The sequence below is a fragment of the Pseudobdellovibrio exovorus JSS genome, from assembly GCF_000348725.1.
Lineage (GTDB): Bacteria > Bdellovibrionota > Bdellovibrionia > Bdellovibrionales > Bdellovibrionaceae > Pseudobdellovibrio > Pseudobdellovibrio exovorus.
The window spans coordinates 188,377-204,429 of sequence record NC_020813.1 but is presented as its reverse complement, the minus strand read 5'-3'; the positions used below and the strand labels follow the sequence as shown (position 1 = coordinate 204,429).

At 42.1% G+C, this 16,053-nt stretch carries 18 protein-coding genes; 13 read left to right on the top strand and 5 right to left on the bottom strand.

From position 1 onward, the window contains the following. Nucleotides 1-41: 41 nt before the first annotated feature. Nucleotides 42-1,106: a hypothetical protein gene (locus A11Q_RS01010; protein WP_015468913.1), complete on the bottom strand. Its 1,065-nt coding sequence runs from the start codon at nt 1,104-1,106 to the stop codon at nt 42-44. 408 nt (nt 1,107-1,514) lie between these two features. Between A11Q_RS01010 and dnaX the strand changes: the two genes are divergently transcribed. From dnaX to A11Q_RS00975, 7 genes are all read left to right on the top strand, one after another. Beyond that, on the top strand, nt 1,515-3,182 hold the full coding sequence (gene dnaX, locus A11Q_RS01005) for a DNA polymerase III subunit gamma/tau (RefSeq protein WP_015468912.1): 1,668 nt from the start codon (nt 1,515-1,517) through the stop codon (nt 3,180-3,182). A 23-nt stretch (nt 3,183-3,205) separates the two neighbouring features. Next, nucleotides 3,206-3,526: a YbaB/EbfC family nucleoid-associated protein gene (locus tag A11Q_RS01000; protein ID WP_015468911.1), complete on the top strand. Its 321-nt coding sequence runs from the start codon at nt 3,206-3,208 to the stop codon at nt 3,524-3,526. A gap of 1 nt (nt 3,527) precedes the next feature. Further along, the gene (gene recR, locus A11Q_RS00995) at nt 3,528-4,142 is read left to right on the top strand and encodes a recombination mediator RecR (protein WP_015468910.1); all 615 of its coding nucleotides are present in this window, start codon (nt 3,528-3,530) and stop codon (nt 4,140-4,142) included. 13 nt (nt 4,143-4,155) lie between these two features. Then, the gene (locus A11Q_RS00990) at nt 4,156-4,749 is read left to right on the top strand and encodes a GTP-binding protein (RefSeq protein WP_015468909.1); all 594 of its coding nucleotides are present in this window, start codon (nt 4,156-4,158) and stop codon (nt 4,747-4,749) included. Beyond that, entirely contained in the window at nt 4,749-5,726 is a 978-nt protein-coding gene (gene nadA / locus A11Q_RS00985) for a quinolinate synthase NadA (RefSeq protein WP_015468908.1), read from the top strand. The genes A11Q_RS00990 and nadA overlap by 1 nt, the downstream gene beginning before the upstream one ends. A 2-nt stretch (nt 5,727-5,728) precedes the next feature. Continuing rightward, nucleotides 5,729-6,343, top strand: coding sequence for a 4'-phosphopantetheinyl transferase family protein (locus A11Q_RS00980; RefSeq protein WP_015468907.1), 615 nt, complete (start codon nt 5,729-5,731; stop codon nt 6,341-6,343). Between the two features lie 160 nt (nt 6,344-6,503). Further along, nucleotides 6,504-6,893, top strand: a complete 390-nt coding sequence (locus tag A11Q_RS00975) for a hypothetical protein (protein WP_015468906.1) — start codon at nt 6,504-6,506, stop codon at nt 6,891-6,893. A 119-nt stretch (nt 6,894-7,012) separates the two neighbouring features. Here the strand turns inward: A11Q_RS00975 and A11Q_RS00970 are convergent, their stop codons facing one another. Continuing rightward, entirely contained in the window at nt 7,013-8,620 is a 1,608-nt protein-coding gene (locus tag A11Q_RS00970; protein WP_015468905.1) for a coiled-coil domain-containing protein, read from the bottom strand. Nucleotides 8,621-8,826: 206 nt separating this feature from the next. Between A11Q_RS00970 and A11Q_RS00965 the strand changes: the two genes are divergently transcribed. Beyond that, the gene (locus tag A11Q_RS00965) at nt 8,827-9,216 is read left to right on the top strand and encodes a hypothetical protein (protein WP_015468904.1); all 390 of its coding nucleotides are present in this window, start codon (nt 8,827-8,829) and stop codon (nt 9,214-9,216) included. An 86-nt stretch (nt 9,217-9,302) separates the two neighbouring features. On the opposite strand, the gene mscL is transcribed toward A11Q_RS00965, so the two are convergent. Next, nucleotides 9,303-9,653 carry a large conductance mechanosensitive channel protein MscL gene (gene mscL, locus A11Q_RS00960; RefSeq protein ID WP_015468903.1) on the bottom strand — a complete coding sequence of 117 codons (351 nt, stop codon included), beginning with the start codon at nt 9,651-9,653 and terminating at the stop codon, nt 9,303-9,305. Nucleotides 9,654-9,684: 31 nt separating this feature from the next. Beyond that, entirely contained in the window at nt 9,685-10,425 is a 741-nt protein-coding gene (locus A11Q_RS00955; protein WP_015468902.1) for a DUF481 domain-containing protein, read from the bottom strand. Between the two features lie 129 nt (nt 10,426-10,554). Between A11Q_RS00955 and A11Q_RS00950 the strand changes: the two genes are divergently transcribed. The 5 genes from A11Q_RS00950 (at nt 10,555) to A11Q_RS00930 (ending at nt 14,739) form a co-directional block, all read left to right on the top strand. Then, complete coding sequence (locus A11Q_RS00950; protein WP_015468901.1) at nt 10,555-10,800, top strand: hypothetical protein; 246 nt, start codon at nt 10,555-10,557, stop codon at nt 10,798-10,800. 67 nt (nt 10,801-10,867) lie between these two features. Beyond that, nucleotides 10,868-11,533 (top strand): cell division ATP-binding protein FtsE, encoded by a 666-nt coding sequence (gene ftsE / locus A11Q_RS00945; RefSeq protein ID WP_015468900.1) that lies wholly within the window; start codon nt 10,868-10,870, stop codon nt 11,531-11,533. Then, nucleotides 11,530-12,453, top strand: coding sequence for a cell division protein FtsX (locus A11Q_RS00940; RefSeq protein WP_015468899.1), 924 nt, complete (start codon nt 11,530-11,532; stop codon nt 12,451-12,453). Before ftsE ends, A11Q_RS00940 begins: the two co-directional genes overlap by 4 nt. Further along, nucleotides 12,446-13,351, top strand: a complete 906-nt coding sequence (locus tag A11Q_RS00935) for a murein hydrolase activator EnvC family protein (RefSeq protein WP_015468898.1) — start codon at nt 12,446-12,448, stop codon at nt 13,349-13,351. The genes A11Q_RS00940 and A11Q_RS00935 overlap by 8 nt, the downstream gene beginning before the upstream one ends. Before the next feature lie 17 nt (nt 13,352-13,368). Continuing rightward, nucleotides 13,369-14,739 carry a S41 family peptidase gene (locus A11Q_RS00930; protein ID WP_015468897.1) on the top strand — a complete coding sequence of 457 codons (1,371 nt, stop codon included), beginning with the start codon at nt 13,369-13,371 and terminating at the stop codon, nt 14,737-14,739. On the opposite strand, the gene tig is transcribed toward A11Q_RS00930, so the two are convergent. Continuing rightward, entirely contained in the window at nt 14,736-16,049 is a 1,314-nt protein-coding gene (gene tig, locus A11Q_RS00925; RefSeq protein ID WP_015468896.1) for a trigger factor, read from the bottom strand. The two genes, A11Q_RS00930 and tig, sit on opposite strands and share 4 nt — an antisense overlap. Between the last annotated feature and the right edge of the window lie 4 nt (nt 16,050-16,053).

The following is a 16,053-nucleotide window of genomic DNA, read 5'->3' as shown; positions in this document are numbered from 1 at the left end:
CCATTAATCTATTTAGTTTCGATTTAAGAACGACTTAAGAACTACGAACCTTGTTGTTCGCCAGAGCCAGCTCCAGCAGAACCCGCGTCTGCGTTTCCACCAGCCGTGTTGTTAGCCGCTTCGTCAGCTTCCGGAGACGTCGCTGCTGCTTCTTTCTTTTCAACAAGGTCACCTAAAGTGCGAACCACTTCTTGTGCTGCATTCGCTTTCGCTGCATCTGCAATCACACAAGATAAAGTTGCTAAACCTTCTTCACCAACTTGTAAGTTAACATTCAAAACTGAACGTTCGCCTTCTTGTTTTAAATCTTCGATATTCATCACTTTTAAAGTTGTATCTACTGCTGCGTTCGCCGCTGCTACAGTCGCTTTACAAGCTGTGATGTTTTTATCAGCTACCGCCGCTTGATACTGAGCCGCTGTTCTTTGCAAAGCTGCATTCACGATGAAAGATTCACCATCTTTTGAAGCTGAGTCTTTCAAAACTGTTGCTAAATCTTCTTTAGCGATAGTCATTTCCGCGCCATCAGCTAATACCACTGCATTTGTTCTTAATGCCGTGTCGTTCTGGATCATTTCTAATTGAGGAGCTCCACCTTCAGTTGAACCCGCATCTAAAATCACATTCGATTGACCTGTGATTCCTTGAACCACACTGGCCACGCGGCGATTTTGCTCTAGCATCGACACGATCACGTGTTTTGCTTTTTCTTTCGTAGGATCAGCCGCATCTTTTTCACTACAAGCATTCGCTGATTCATTACCTACTTTTAGTGTTTGAATAGCGGCGCGAGCAGCTTCTGTCGCAGTATTCAATTCTGTAACTAAGTTTTGTAATTGTTGTTTTTGGGCTTGATCTAACCCACCCTCTTTTTTGCTATCTTCTACTAACACGTTGATCTGAGTTAAGATCTCGCCACGTGAAGAGATAGCCGTTAAGGCCTCTTGGCTACAGTCAGCTACAACAGCTGCCGGTCCGCCGGAAGTTTTTGCGTTCGGTGTGATCTCGGCTTTGACTCCGCGATCAGGCGGCTTTTGACAGTTTAAAAGTACAAAAGTGGATGCCAGCACACCACATAGTAGGGCCTTAGATAATGGGTTTTTCATAAGAAAGTCTCCTTCGTCGGATTTATATCCAAAAAAAGGGCCAATGGTCAAAAAACGTCCCAGATGCAATATATACGACCTGAATAAAATTCATACCCCACTTTTACCGATTTTGTTTATTTATGCTTAAAAAACACCGTCTATTTTTTTGATACTAGGAACTCTTTGCGCCCACTTTTTAGGTAGGCCGTACCTTATCCGGTGATATATTGCCGGAAAAGGTACGGCCTACCTCCCATAACTATTGATTCATAGCCCCCTATCGTTTAAACCCAAAGATGGCTGGGTCCATACGATTGACTTGCTATTGAATCCGCTAGGTCCGGAAGGAAGCAACGGCGTTTAGTAGGCTTTGCGATATGGGGTGCCCAGCCGCTTATTTTGTTCTTTATTAAGGAGATGTGAACTTTGTCTTATCAAGTGATTGCCAGAAAATATCGCCCGCAATCCTTCGACCAAATGGTCGGACAAAATCATATCACGCAAACCATCAGCAATGCCTTAAAACACAATCGCCTGCCACATGCTTTGCTTTTTACAGGCTTGCGTGGAACAGGTAAGACATCTTCAGCGCGCATCTTAGCTAAGATCTTGCGCTGTACAAATCCACAGAATTTTACTCCATGTAACACATGTCAAAGCTGCCAAGAGATTTCAGCTGGCCGCGCCGTTGACGTTATCGAAATCGACGGAGCTTCCAACAATGGTGTCGATGCTATCCGTGATTTACGCGATAACGTGATGTTTGCTCCGTCTTCAGGAAAATACAAAGTCTTCATTATAGATGAAGTGCACATGCTTTCTACCAGCGCTTTCAATGCTTTACTTAAAACATTAGAAGAGCCGCCTGCACACGTGATTTTTATTTTAGCGACAACAGAAGTGCACAAGATTCCACAGACGATTTTGTCTCGTTGTCAGCGCTTCGATTTCCGTCGTATTCCTTTAAAACAAATTGCTGAATATCTAAAAAAGATTTGCGAATTAGAAAATATCCAAGCTGATGCGGCGGCCCTGTGGCTGATTGCCAAACAAGGTGATGGTTCTATGCGTGACAGCTTAAGTCTGTTGGATCAGGTGATCAGCTTCACTAATGGTCAGCTGACTGAATCAGAAGTTGGCACTGTGCTGGGCCTCACCTCGCGCACATTGGTCTACGAAGTTTTTGATCATCTTTTGCATCGCCAACCGCGCGAGTTGGTGGACTCGTTGGAAAAGCTCAGCACCTCTGGACAAAATCCAAGTTTGTTCTTTGAAGATTTGGCTAAGCTTTTACGTCACAGTTTGTTGTTAAAAGCGGATGCGAATGCCACTGATTTAATTGATCTGCCTGAAGATGAGATTCAACTTCTGATCGGAAAAGTTCAGCCGATCAGCGACTCTGATTTACATTTACTTTTTGATATGGTGATCAAGGCTTCGCAGGATTTAAACCGCGCCTCTGATCAACAGATCGTATTCGAGATGGCACTTTTACGTATGTCGCAAGCCCCTCGTATTATGGACCTGCAGACATTACTCGGCCAAGCCCCGTCCGCGGGAGCGAATCGCCCAAAGCCCTCTGAGGTTGCGGCTCCTCAGCCAACAAAGCCCGCTGCATCTACTCCAAATTCCGTTGCAGCGCCAACCACCGCAAAACCTGTGCAACCAGCAGTGAAAGCTCCGCCTCAGGATTTAACAGCGGAAACCTGGCTGGAACTGGTACAAAACATAAAATCTCAGGATGCTTTTTTTGCGGCAAAAATTGAAAATCTTTTATTCCTTGGTTGTAAGCAACTTAAAATCACCTTACAAGCTCCGCAAAATTTACCTTTTTTAGCCACTCAGATGCAATCCAGTGAGATGCAGCAAAAGCTTCAAGGATTTATTGATTCAGCTCTGGGGCAGGGTTACACTTTCGAAGTGCTGAAAAGCAGTGCGAACACAACCGCTGACAGTGCTCATACACTGGCAACGAAGAAGCTAGCGCAAGCAGAAGAAGAACTTCTAGCTCGCTTGCAAAGTGACCCGCGCGTGCAGAAAGCAAAAGAAGTTTTTAAAAGCGAAATTAAAATTGTCAAAAAGGGTCATCACTGACTCTGATCTAAAAGGAGTTTCACATGAAAGGTATGATGGGCGGAATGGCTGGTTTAATGAAGCAAGCCAATCAAATGCAGATGAAAATGAAAAAGCTGCAAGAAGAATTAGCCACTCGTGAATTCAACGGCACTTCCGGTGGCGGAGCTGTTAAAGCTACTGTTAACGGAGAAAACAAAATTTTATCTTTAACAATCGATCCTGAAGTTCTAAAAGCTGGTGACGCGGAAATGTTACAAGACATGGTGATCTCGGCTTTGAACGACGCTTTAAAAACAGCGAAAGACACTTCAAGCCAAGAGATGTCTAAAATCACTGGCGGCATGAGCTTACCAGGATTCTAGTTTGTTACACATACCTGCTTTAGAAAAATTAGTGCACGAGTTAAGCCGCCTGCCTGGGATTGGTCCTAAGACCGCTCAGCGTTTGGCTTACTACGTTCTGAAGTCTAAGGATTCCTATCCTACGCAATTGAGCGAAGCTCTGATGCGTGTACAGGCCGAAGTCCACACGTGCACAGATTGTTTCAACTACACGGATCGCACTGTTTGCAAGTACTGTGAAGACAGTCATCGTCACAGTGATATTTTGTGTCTAGTTGAAGAGCCTTCGGATATTTCTCGTATTGAATCTTCAGGTGCTTTTCGTGGGCGCTACCATGTTCTGCACGGAGTGATCTCTCCGCTAGAGGGAATCACGGCAAAAGATTTAAAAGTTCAAGAGCTTCTAAATAAAATTGAAGAGGGCATCGCAGGAACTCGTCCTACGATCAAAGAGGTCATCTTCGCTTTTGATGCGGACTTAGAGGGCGACACCACGGCTTTATACTTAACTAAAGTTCTACAGGGTAAAGGCGTGAAGCTTTCACGTATTGCTCATGGTATTCCAATGGGTTCTGATATCGACTTTATCGACGACCGCACCATGGGACGCGCACTCGAAAATCGTATCGAGCTATAAGGATTACAGATAAATGTCTTTTATTAATCACAACGCCAAAGAAATTCACTGCAAGATCGTCTACTATGGCCCTTCATTAGGTGGCAAAACGACGAACATTCAGTGGGTTTACCAATCGCTCGCACAGGATCAAAAATCCAAGCTGGTGGCGTTGAATACAGAAATCGAAAGAACTTTATTTTTCGATTTTCTGCCTTTGGAAGTCGGTGAAATTCGCGGTTTTCAAACTCGCTTTCATTTGTACACAGTTCCCGGTCAGGTGATCTACGATGCTTCCCGTAAACTGATTTTAAAAGGCCTCGATGGAGTCATCTTTGTTGCCGACTCGCAGGCTGACCGCCTAGAGGAAAACATCGCTTCGATGAAAAACCTCGAAAAGAACCTTGAACAACAGGGTTATAACATCCGCGAAGTGCCTTTAGTTATCCAATACAACAAAAGAGATCTTCCCAACGCCTTGCCAATTAAGGAATTGCGCCAACATTTAAATCATTACAATGCACAAGAAGTCGAAGCTTCGGCTTTTGAAGGTAAGGGCGTATTGGAAAGCTTTAAATTGGTATCTAAAAACATTATTCAAATCTTAAAAGGCGGAACGGCGGTTTAATGTCGACAGCCAACGCTGCCGCGTTAATGGCAGACATTAAAAAGCTCAAAACCGAAAAAGATGTGGCCCTATTGGCCCACTACTACGAAGACGGCGAAATCCAAGATGTGGCCGATCACGTGGGTGATAGTTTTTTCTTAGCTAAAATCGGCCAACAGGTGCCTCAGAAGAATATTCTTCTGGCAGGCGTTGTCTTTATGGCCGAAAGCGTGAAAATTTTAAATCCTGAAAAAACAGTGCTGGTTCCTGATCTTGGCGCAGGTTGCTCGCTTGTCGAAGGGGCTCCGTTTGAAAAGTACCGTGAATGGCGTTTAAAATATCCCGATGCTCTTTGCGCGACTTACATTAATTCCAGCGCTGAAGTGAAATCCATTTCAGATGTGATCATCACCTCAAGCAATGCCGCGCAGATCATTGAAAGCATTCCCAAAGATCGTAGAATTTTATTTGGCCCCGATCAGCACTTGGGTAAATGGCTGAGTAAAAAGCTCGGACGTGAATTCATTCTATGGCCGGGGGCCTGTCAGGTTCATATCCTGTTCAATGCCCAGCGCTTAGCTAAGCTTATCGAAGAACATCCTGATGCGGTCGTGATTGCCCATCCTGAGTGTGACGACGAAATTTTAAAATACGCTTCGGTGATTGGTTCTACTTCTAAACTACTCGATGAAGTCACTAACAATTCGGCGAAGAAATTTATCGTGGCAACAGAGACAGGAATTTTTCATCAAATGCGTAAATCTCGCCCTGATGTGGAGTTGATTCAAGCTCCGGTTGTTGATGAAAACTGTATGTGCAATGACTGCCCTTTTATGAAGTTAAATACGTTGGAAAAGATCAAACGTGCGCTGGAAACATTTCAACCGGAAGTGACTTTACCTGAAGACCTACGCCTGAAAGCTTCCGTGTCGTTGGATCGCATGATGAAGATCACCTCGGGTCAACCTGTCACATGGCCAGATGAGTTCAAGGGCTAACGATGGCTGTTGATAACGCGGCAACTTCTAATCCCGCCTCGCTTCAATCTAAAATTTTATTTATTCAACAGTCTATCGATCCCAAGATGCGCCTTGTACTGAATCCCGAGTGGAGTTCCGCAAACCCGAATTACCGCAGCGAGATTCGCGGATTTTTAGCTTCGAAGTTTTCTGTGCATTTTTCGCGGGAGCAATTAGCTCTACTTGCTGACTTGAATTGGATTCCACAGGCCAGCCGTGGTTTTTTTTCGATTTCCCACTGCCGCCGCGTAGGTGGATTCAGTTACTCAGAAAAACCCCACGGATTTGATGTGGAAGAAGTACGTCGAATTTCAGTGGATGTACTGAAGCGCGTTTGCACTTCGGAAGAATTCGCTGAAGCCACGGACCATCCTGAGCACCTCTGGGTTGCCAAAGAGGCCGGCTTAAAATCTTTTTTAGATGCGACGGCAATACCTCTTTTGGTTTCGGATTTAACCTGTACGCAGTGGAGTTCTCATTATGAGAATCAGATTTTTGGGTTTCGGCTGAAATCCGCGAAGACTTTAGACTTTTGTCTAAATCAGGGGTTTATTTTTTCACATGAAGAGGCCCTCTACAGTTTGTACTTCCGCTGATTCACTTTTAAATTCGATTTCAGCTAAATTTCGCTCAATTTATCATTTTAGATTATAAACTTTGGTCTAGGTCATCCGATGAGTTAAGTATGCGGATCTTGTCCTCGCTCAGCGAAGGCTCTGATCCAAAGAGTAAAGTTTGTTTTAAAGGAGCCTAAAAATGAGTGCACAACGTAAATATAGAGCAGCGCCACGCAAGTCGATGAATAAGGACTTGGCTCAACTTACCCTTGATAATTTTTCTTCTGCCGATAGCTTACAGAAATTAGCCAAGTACGGAAAAATTGTCGAAGCATCCGCATCCGGTATACTTTTACATTTTAAACGTGATGACTTTGTTTCAAAAGAATTGCGCAGTAATTTGAGTATTGATCAACTAATCGGGAAAAATGTTTTCTTTAATATTCACGAAATGGATTTAGAGATTTCAGGACAGGTGGCCCGTGTTAAGTTTATTGGTAAAGAGGGTTACTTAGTCGCTGTGGACTACAGCACAGATTCCCCTGAATACTGGCGCGAATGCTTGATGGATCTACTTCCTACCGGATAGTTGTTCCCCTTATCTTCTGACTCCTGATATTTGTAAATTTTAAATTTTAAAATAAAAAGACCGCTCCTTTTAGGATGCGGTCTTTTTTTGTGTTCGAACTTTAAGTTTCGTTTATTGGATTAGCGGCCTGTGCCCGTACTTCCACGATTCATCGAACCACCCGAATTAGAGCGCACATCGTAATCTGTCGTGATTCGACTGCAACTTGCTTCCATACCAGGAACTTGTGCCGTAGCATAATTTGAGTTTGAGCTGCTAGATCGGCTACTTGTCGTTGTTCTACGTGAGGAACTCAATGGACTGGCACAACACTGACCAACAAAATTTCTAGCGGCGATGGCACTTCCCTCAACTGTTGAAGAAACACGGCTGTAACGAGCACGCACATTGTTTTTCTGAAGCGTCAGTTCATTGATTTCGTTTTCGCGATTTTTAATGCGCTCGTCGATCGTCTCTTTCTGGCTAACCACATACTGTTCCATATCCGTTACTGAAAGATTTAAAGAGTTCAATTTTGATAGCTTAATTTCTAGCTCTTTAGCTTCTTCACCATCCGCAATTCCTTGCAGAGCTTGAAGATTCTTTGTTTCACTTTCAATTGCTTTCGCCTCATCTGCATTCGAAGCATTCAGCTCGTCAATCTCCATTTCAAGCTTGCGTTTAGCATTCACTAAACCTTTTACTTTCGCTTGCTGCTCTAAGGCTTTCTCTTTAATACAGTTCGATTGCTCTTCTTGAAGATATTTTTTCATCTGAGCGGCCTGCGCATTTGTCAGAGTTCTTGTGGTCTTATTCCCATTTTTATCAGTTGTGGTCATTTTTTCAGTTTTCAATTTGTTAATGCGCTCGTCACAGGCTGTCTGCACACGCGATGGATCAAATTGCAAGTTGATCTCTTGGTGACCAAATGACAAGTCCGCAATTTGAATTTGCTTTTCAGCAATGGTATTCGAGTTTTGGCGACGCTTCTTTTCTGCATCTAAAATTTTCTTTTGTAAGTTATTCGCTTGCTCTTGTGTACGTGTTTGACGTTGCACTTTTGCTTTATTGGCCTCTTCTTCTAACTTCGCCATTTTTTCTTCAACTTCGCGACGTTTTTTGTTTAGATCATTATCGGCTTTGCCGGCTTTTTCTTTATCTTCTGTGATTTCACGACGTAAGCGGGAAATCTTTTCGTCAATACGATCTTTTTCGCGCGCCGCTTTTTCATCATCTTCAAGAGACAAGCAGCTACTTGCGTCTGCGGCTTGATTTCCACTGGCAGCCATACGCATTTGCATCACGGAAACCATTAAATTACCGATACTATTTTCATTTTGAAAAGTATTCGTCACATTCGTTGAGCCGGAAGCACAAGCCGCAGCCTTTTGCTGACATTGTTGAACAGAACCTACATTTAAATAGGAACAAGCTTCAATCGTTTTATTCACCGCTGTATCATAGGCATTACGTAGCGAGCGACAGTCCCCAGAATTAGAGTTAATATCTGAACATTCGTCATTTACATACTGATCAAGTGCTGTGTTTATGCAACTTTGTAGAGCCTCTCCGCTTGGGCGCGGCGTTCGTCTATTACAGTCATTTTGTGCTTGTGTCGTATAGCGCTGAGTAGCTCTGACACGACACTCTGCGCGACTTTCAGTCTGAGCCTTCACTGTCTCAATTTGAAAACTGACTAATATAAAACATACAAATGTAAAAAAGCTGGATACTGAAATCACTTTCATATCACTCTCCCCTTTTCATCTTATCATCGAGCAAAAAAGAGACCAAATTTGTCTCTGGTATACAGTTATTTTACGACTTAAAATGAGACGTTTTGAGGGAAAACCTGCGAGTTGTAGTTTTCTGGACGCGACCTCTGTCTTAAGACGACGCGGAACTGCACCTTAGACTTGAAGACCTAGTGCTGAACCACCGACAATAGATCCCTATGACAAAACTCCTTTTATCTTTGATGTTTATGAATCCTGTTGGAAATACCGCTGACTTTCAAAGTTTAAAATGTATTTTTACCGAACCTTTTGCGGTCACAACCTATAACTTTCAACAGCAGTCTCTGTTAACAGAAACACCTTCCTTAGGACGCAAGCCTCGGCAGCGTCTTTCGTCTGCCATTTCATTTCAAATTCGTAATACAGGGGCTTTCTCTTTAGTGGATGCGGATGGACGCGTTTTACAAGAGCTGATCCTCAATGGCAAAGGATCGGATGGCATGAGTGATCGCCTTTATCCTTACAAAGTCACCCGCTACTGGAGTCAAATACAACAGGTGGGCGGTTGCTTTTCAGATAAGATTCCCGCAATAGAGGCGGAACTCTAAATTTATCTCTGATTTAGATACAAATAAAAAAGGCAGCTTTGTGCTGCCTTTTTTATTGTTGTTAAACAGAATCTCAAATCAGAAGACTATTTTTTTTCTTCTACTGGAGTTCCTTTTACACGATTAGCTTGCTTCACAATGATGAAAAGCACAAAAGCGATGATCAAGAAATCAATCGTGTTTTGAATAAAGCTTCCGTAAGCCAATACGCCGACGCCTTCTTTTGTTGCCGCTTCAATTGATGGGTATTGTTCGCCATCCAAAGCAATGAACTGACCCGCTACGTTCACACCACGTAATAACAAACCGATTAATGGCATGATGATATCGTTTACCATTGAGTTTACGATTTTACCGAAAGCTCCACCGATGATAACACCAACTGCTAGATCTAGTACGTTACCTTTAGCAATAAATGTTTTAAATTCTCCTAACATTTTGTTCTCCTTATTTTTAATTTTTTAAATTTTAGTATTTTGCAACTAGTGCAGTTGTCCATGTTGACGACATTTTTTTCAATGGCGACAAAGTGGACTCATTGTAGTTCACCAAATATGCTGTTTTTAACGAGAACATCTCTGAAATCATAACTGAAATAGAGGCCTCTGCGTTGTAAAGATCAGCATTTGATGTTTTCAAATTAGGTAAGTACTCAAACCACAACTTAGCTTGTGTTGTCGCCGTCACTTTAAAATCGGATTGGGTATAGATACGTGCGTAGTTGATATAACTTTCGCCTGTAGCATCATACAATTTTGTATAACGATAACCGAGCTCACCAAACCAATCGAAGTTCTCAGATTTAGTGAAAATATATTTCACACCCACATCGCTGGAGTCTCTTTGAATGAAAATTCCATTGTAGGGGTCATGTTCCGCTTTGTGTTGTACGAAACCACTGAAAAGATCTTTCGTGAAGATTTTTTCGTAGCGCAAACCCGCTTCCCATGAGTTGTTTTGTTCTGTTCCACCAGAAGTGCTGCGCATGTACTTACCGAAAATACGCGCCAAATCTGTTTCAGATAAAGTGTACACGTTCGCTGTTTTCGCACCGTATGTTTCCGTGCTGGTATTACCACTCACGACTACCGAGCTGGCCTCAGTTTCACCTTTCCATTTATGTGCCTTTTCAGGAGCATCTACCTGCGCCACCTGAGCTTGAGCCACTGTTATTCCCATACTTAAGACCAATAGAGCTAGCAACTTCATCAACAATCCTTTCTTTGTAAACATATGAAATGATTCAGTTAGATCCCGACAGGTTCAAGGTTTAATTCTTTAGTCCTAATGCTTCGCAGTAAGAATTGTGCATCTGCCGACTTAACGTAAGTTAGCGGCATGAAATCTGTCGCTGGTGAAAATACTGACCTGTACATCAATGGATCACAGGTGCATGTGCAAACTGAAGATTGGGGCCCTGAAAAGAGGCAGCTCATCAGCCGTGTTTTTAAGAATGGACGCGTCCACAAAACCTTTAAATTAGCTTACGAAAAAATCACCAATTACCAAACGGACTCCCAAAGAAAAAAAGCCCTCATGCAGCTACATCAGACAGTGATTGATTGGGCTTACAAACAAATGTAGCGGATTGTCCCTGATTTAATGCAAATCTAGCCTACACGAGTGAACAAAAAAACTTCACACTAGTCATGTGATAGACTTCAAGCATGTGTACAAAACCTATGGGTCAGACCGACACAGTCTGCGTGATATTAATTTCAGCATTCAAAAGGGCGAATTCGTATTTCTGATCGGTCCTAGCGGAGCCGGAAAGACCAGCCTCTTTAAGCTCATTTCAGCCTACGAACCTCTCAGTTCAGGTGAGGTCAGTGTGATGGGACACAACCTTGCCCAAGTGAAACGCGGCCAGATTCCTTTTTTACGCCGTAAGATCGGCTTCGTATTACAGAACTACAAACTTCTGAAAACAAAAACAGTTTTTCAAAATGTCGAGCTGCCCTTAATTATTCTAGGTGTTGATAAAGCCACTCGCGAAAAAAAGGTGCAAGATCTTTTACAACGTGTGGGACTCGAAAGTGTACAACATCAATACCCTGACTTTCTTTCTGGCGGAGAACAACAGCGTGTGGCCATCGCGCGCGCCCTCGTACACGATCCCATGATCGTCATCGCCGATGAACCCACAGGCAATTTAGATCCTGACTTGAGCAACGTGATTATGAAGCTCTTTTTTGATTTTTCAAAAAATGGGGCTACCTTCATCATCGCCACCCATGATTATCGCCTGATTAATCACAGTGGTTGTCGTGTGTTGAAATTAGATAAAGGCCAACTTGTCGGAGACGTGCTTCTATGACCGCTACGACTATGAAAACGACGACGATGAAAGCCACTCTGTTTTTTGTGATCAGCTTATCTTTGCTGCTTTTAATTTCTGGGCTACTTTTCTATAAGAACCTCACAGGCGTTCTGACCGCATGGCAACAGGCCAATAAAATGGTGATGTACCTACAAACTCACGTCAGTGCTGAACAAAAAAGTCAGCTTTCTGATTTTTTAAAATCCCAACCTCACGTCAAATCAGTTGAGGTGATAGATCGCGTCGCTGCGGCAAAAACATTTCAAAGTTCATTAAAGGACTTCTCGGCAGGACTGCTTGCGGATGATGAGCTTTTAGATCTTGTTCCTGAAAGTATCGAAGTCGACATAGATGCTGATCTTTCCTTAAATGATCGTGAAGCAGCTTTTGAAGCCATTCGAAAAGCAGTTATGCAAGAGCCTCGTTTTAGTATACAAAAAAATCATCTGGTCGAAGAGGTTCACTTCGGCGCAGCGAATATGAAAAAGTTCGCCCGCTTAGATCAAATATTAAGAATGTCTGGATTGTTTTCTTTTGTGGTTATTCTACTTAGCATCAGCTATTTAATTTCATTAATGCTTAAAATCTATATCGAAGATTCTAAGTCAGAAATTGAAATCTACAGTTTACTTGGGGCCACACGGTGGACTATCTATCGTCAATTCCTACAGGATATTTTTGTTTTTATTTCCATCAGCCTATTTACAGCCTTTATTTTGAGCTTAGGCCTTTTTATCTTTTGTAAAGACCAACTGGCAAAATCAGATCTATCACCTCTTTTAGTTGATAGCCTACGCTTCTTATCTTTTGCCGAATCTGCATCTTTAACCGCGATCTTATTTTTATTTATTTTCGCTCATATCTATTTCACCGTACAAAAATCGGTAGATCGACACAATCAACTAACGAATGAATAACTTGATCGTAGCTTTTTCTATTTTGATGTTTTCTGTATCGGCATGGTCTGTTGCCGAAGAAGATGTGATTTATTTAAAAGGTATTGAATCCCAAATCAGTCAAACACTTGAAAACAAGGCTCAACTTGCAATTGAAATTGAAGAGCTTAAATCTCGTATTACCGATATAGAAAAAAAACTCAATCGTCGTAAAATTCTAATCTCCCAACGCATTCGAGCTTCGCAGTCCTTACAAAGATCAGAATGGGCTGAGTTTTTGCTCGATCCTGATTTTAACCGTGTAGAACGTAATCTGCGTATTTTAAAAAAGCTCAGCGAATATGATTCTAAAATTTTTAGTGAGTACCATCGAACACTCAGTATTTTGAAAATGTCGAAAAAGAATTTGCAAGATACAGAAGATCAGTTCAGCAGCAGTATAGAACAACTTCAAAAACAGCAGGATGAATTTTTCACTTTAGAACAAATTCGTATCGAATCTTTGCAAAGATCAAAGACAGAATCTTTACTTCTACATAAAGGCAAATTGACTCGACCTTTAGAGGGATATCTGAAAGTCGACTATGGTGCTACCAGTGATCCTACAAATTTATATTATACATTCAGTCGTGGAGTTGTTTATAACAGCGCACGCAATCAAGCTGTGCGCGCAATCGGTCTAGGAAAAGTAATTTTTAGTGACGTACTTCCCCACTGGGGCAAAACTTTAATAGTACAGCATGACGATAACTACTATTCGGTTTACTCGGCCGTTGCCGACATCAAAAAATCAGTAGGTGATTCCGTAGCACAGGGCGAAGCCATCGCCAAAGCCGCTCGCACAGAGTTCTACTTCGAGTTGAGGCATTTTGATAATCCGATCAACCCGAGTGGATGGTTCACTGAACGTAAAAAATAAAATTAATGGAGACTCGCGTGAACAAAAAACCCGCAAACAAAAAATATCTTCGTCACACTCTTTTATTTGTTCTTGTTGCCGTTGTCTTTCTTGGGGGAAAACCAGTTTGGACAATGGCTGAAGATCGCTATGCTGAACTTCAAAACTTCAGCCGTATTTTAGCTTTAATCCAACAGTACTACGTTGATGAAGTCGATACTAAAAAATTAGTCACGGGTGCCATCAAGGGAATGTTACGTGAGCTTGATCCCCATACAAGCTATATGCCACCAGATGCCTACAAAGACTTTGAATCTGAAACAGCTGGTGAATTCGGTGGGATCGGTATTGAAATCTCAATTCAAAATAACGTATTAACTATTATTTCTCCTATTGAAGACACTCCGGCATGGAATGCAGGTATTAAACCCGGCGATAAAATCGTGGCGATCAATGGTCAATCCACTAAAGGCTACAGCTTAGTTGAGGCCTCTTCTGCACTTAAAGGAAAGAATGGTGAAAAGATCACTTTGTCTATCGTGCGTGATAATTTAGACAAACCGATGGATATCGTGATCACCCGCGGCCGCGTGAAAATCCGCTCGGTTAAATCAACTGATTTAGGCCATGGTTATTTGTATGTGAAGATCACGAGCTTTATTGAAAATACCTCAAGTGACTTACAAAAAACTCTAACGGATTACAAAAAGAAGAACAAAAATATCCAAGGGATCTTATTGGATCTACGACGCAATCCGGGTGGACTTTTAGATCAGGCCGTAAAAGTCAGCGATTTATTCTTAAACGAAGGTGTAATCGTCAGCACAATCGGACGTGATCCGAAAAATAAAGAAGTGGTCAGTGCCAGTAAGAATGCTCCGTTTGCTGATGTGCCTATCGTAATTTTGATGAATGGTTACTCGGCCAGCGCCAGTGAGATCGTAGCCGGAGCACTACAGGACAACAAACGTGCTGTGGTGGTGGGTGAACGCAGTTTCGGCAAAGGCTCTGTGCAGTCGGCTATCCGCTTAAGTGATGGCAGCGGTTTGAAGTTAACAGTTGCACGCTATTACACCCCAAGCGGTGTTTCCATCCAATCAGAAGGCATCACACCGGATATTGAAATTCAAGATGTGGATGCAGAACTTTTCGCTAAATCTATTCGTACAGGCTCCGTATCGCGTGAACGTGATATCAGTGGTCACTTAAAAGGTGAAAAAGAAAAACAGGATGAACAGTCTGGTGGTTCATCTGGCAGTTCTGCTGTGGCATGGTGGCAAGAAATTGGTGGGAAGAAAGAATCTGACTTAACTGAAAAAGAAAAATTATTTAAGTCGGACTATCAGGCCTTCCAAGCCTTCTCGTATTTACAGGCTTGGAAAACCATCAAGGATCTGAAGACCAATTAGTTTTGGTCTTCTTTTAGGTCTTTAGCGTCTACTTCTTTAACTTTAGTTTTATCAGTTAAGAACTTAACCACTTTTTCTTCAGTGATCATGTAGCTCAGACGGCTCATTTGTTCTGGCTTAGAATACCACTCACGGATACGATCAAGTTCGATTCCTGTTTGTTTTGCGTACTCGTCGAAGCGCGCTTCGATGTCTTCACGTTTGCAAAGTAAATCGTTATCCGCAGCTAATTTGTCGATCAAGAAGCTAGATTGGATCATTTCGTTTGCTGTTTTAGCAAAATCAGAATCCCATTTAGCTACGTAGCTTTCGAATTCAGCTTGTTGCATACCTTGATCAGACATACGTTTTTTGAAGTCTTCAATCAACGCTGCTTTTTGGTCTTTCATCAATGATGCTGGAACATCAACTGGATTAGCTTCCACTAATTTTTTCAACAATCTATTTTTGAAACCATCTTCGATGCGTTTCTTTTCAGATTGTTCAATGTCTGTTTCGATTGTTTTGATGAATTCAGCTTTAGTTTGGTTTGAACCGATTTCTTTTAACAATTCGTCAGTGATTTCTGGAACCACTTTCTTTTTCAAACCTTTTAAAGTCACTTTGAACTCAACTGGTTTACCAGCTAATTCAGCCGAATGATACGGAGACGGGAAAGTTAAATTGATCGAGCGAGTTTCGCCCACTTTCATTCCCACTACACCTTCTTCATAACCTTCGATAAACTGTTTAGAACCTAGTTCTAACTGTTGATCACGACCAGCGCCGTTTTCTAAAGCTTTACCATCAACAAAACCATCGAAGTCGATAACGGCAATATCACCCATCGCAGCTGCACGTTGCTCAAGTACATCTTCAAAAGATGCTTTTGAATTACGAACATTATCTAAAACTTGATCTACGCGTTTTTGGTCTAAAACGAACTTTTCTTTTTCTACTTCTAAACCTTCCCATTTTTTCAACTGAACTTCTGGGCGGATATCAAAGATAGCTGTAAATGAAAAATCTTTGCTTTCTGCTGGATCTTCAAATTCAAATTCTGGGTAGTTGATTGGATCCACGTTTTGCTCTTTTAAAGCTTGTGGGTAGTGTGACGAAATTAAATCCTGAGCCACATCACCTTGAACGCGATCTTTGTACATAGTTTTGATTGTTGCGATCGGAGCTTTACCTTTACGGAAACCTTTGATTTCAACTTGTCTTTGAATATCGGAATAAACCTTGTTAAATGCTGACGCCACCACCTCGGCAGGGATTTCAACATTAAGTTTTCTTTGTAGACCTTCGGTTACTTGAATTTGAGCTTTCACAGTC